Source organism: Nocardia sp. NPDC057272, assembly GCF_042668615.1.
Taxonomy (GTDB): domain Bacteria; phylum Actinomycetota; class Actinomycetes; order Mycobacteriales; family Mycobacteriaceae; genus Nocardia.
This window is the reverse complement of sequence record NZ_JBHUYK010000066.1, coordinates 1-2,178: the sequence shown is the minus strand read 5'-3', so window position 1 is coordinate 2,178 and position 2,178 is coordinate 1. Positions and strand designations below refer to the sequence as shown.

The window sequence follows — 2,178 nt, the reverse complement described above, 5'->3', positions numbered from 1 at the left end:
GTAGTAAGCCCTCGGCCTATTAGTACCAGTCACCTACACCAGTTACCTGGCTTCCAATTCTGGCCTATCAACCCCATGGTCTGTAGGGGGCCTTAACCCATCAAGTGGGAGAGAAACCTCATCTTGGAACAGGCTTCCCGCTTAGATGCTTTCAGCGGTTATCCCTTCCGAACGTAGCCAACCAGCAGTGCTCCTGGCGGAACAACTGGCACACCAGAGGTTCGTCCGTCCCGGTCCTCTCGTACTAGGGACAGCCTTCCTCAAGTTTCTTACGCGCGCGGCGGATAGAGACCGAACTGTCTCACGACGTTCTAAACCCAGCTCGCGTGCCGCTTTAATGGGCGAACAGCCCAACCCTTGGGACCTACTCCAGCCCCAGGATGCGACGAGCCGACATCGAGGTGCCAAACCATCCCGTCGATATGGACTCTTGGGGAAGATCAGCCTGTTATCCCCGGGGTACCTTTTATCCGTTGAGCGACACCGCTTCCACTTGCCGGTGCCGGATCACTAGTCCCGACTTTCGTCCCTGCTCGACCTGTCAGTCTCACAGTCAAGCTCCCTTGTGCACTTGCACTCAACACCTGATTGCCAACCAGGCTGAGGGAACCTTTGGGCGCCTCCGTTACATTTTGGGAGGCAACCGCCCCAGTTAAACTACCCACCAGGCACTGTCCCTGAACCAGATCATGGTCCGAGGTTAGAAGTCCAATACGATCAGAGTGGTATTTCAACGACGACTCCACCCGAACTAGCGTCCGAGCTTCACAGTCTCCCACCTATCCTACACAAACCGTACCGAACACCAATACCAAGCTATAGTGAAGGTCCCGGGGTCTTTTCGTCCTGCCGCGCGTAACGAGCATCTTTACTCGTAATGCAATTTCGCCGAGTCTGTGGTTGAGACAGCAGAGAAGTCGTTACGCCATTCGTGCAGGTCGGAACTTACCCGACAAGGAATTTCGCTACCTTAGGATGGTTATAGTTACCACCGCCGTTTACCGGGGCTTAAATTCTCAGCTTCGCGCCGAAGCGCTAACCGGTCCTCTTAACCTTCCGGCACCGGGCAGGCGTCAGTCCGTATACATCGTCTTACGACTTCGCACGGACCTGTGTTTTTAGTAAACAGTCGCTTCTCTCTGGTCTCTGCGACCCCACCCAGCTCCAGGTGTAAAACCCTTCACCAGGCGTGGTCCCCCTTCTCCCGAAGTTACGGGGGCATTTTGCCGAGTTCCTTAACCACAGTTCTCTCGATCGCCTTAGTATTCTCTACCTGACCACCTGTGTCGGTTTGGGGTACGGGCCGTGTACCAGCTCGCTAGAGGCTTTTCTCGGCAGCATAGGATCACTGAATTCCCCTCAACGGGTACGCATCACGTCTCAGGCTATATGCAACACGGATTTGCCTATGTTGCGCCCTACACGCTTACACCAGGTATTCCATCACCTGGCCCAGCTACCTTCCTGCGTCACCCCATCGCTTACCTACTACAACCGGGGTCCTGTGCAGCCGTCATTCCCCTCGCCCGAAGGCTCAGTAAAACAACATTTGGACAGTTAGCACAACTGATTCAGCATTGGGCGCGGATACACGGGTACGGGAATATCAACCCGTTGTCCATCGACTACGCCTGTCGGCCTCGCCTTAGGTCCCGACTCACCCTGGGCGGATTAACCTGGCCCAGGAACCCTTGGTCATTCGGCGGACGAGTTTCTCACTCGTCTTTCGCTACTCATGCCTGCATTCTCACTCCCGTGGCCTCCACAGCTAGTTCACACTGCTGCTTCCACGGCCACAGGACGCTCCCCTACCCATCCACACACCTGGCCCAGACCACTACAGTCTGGACGGGCTATTGTGTGAATGCCGCGGCTTCGGCGGTGTACTTGAGCCCCGCTACATTGTCGGCGCAGGATCACTTGACCAGTGAGCTATTACGCACTCTTTCAAGGGTGGCTGCTTCTAAGCCAACCTCCTGGTTGTCTAAGCGACCCCACATCCTTTTCCACTTAGTACACGCTTAGGGGCCTTAGCCGGCGATCTGGGCTGTTTCCCTCTCGACTACGAAGCTTATCCCCCGCAGTCTCACTGCCACGCTCTCACACACCGGCATTCGGAGTTTGGCTGACTTCGGTAAGCTTGTAGGCCCCCTAGGCCATCCAGTAGCTCTACCTCCG

The 2,178-nt window shown here is 55.9% G+C and carries 1 rRNA gene; it reads right to left on the bottom strand.

The annotated features are described in order from the left end of the window. Positions 1-2,178: ribosomal RNA gene (locus tag ACFULV_RS34920) — 23S ribosomal RNA — on the bottom strand; the annotation flags it as partial.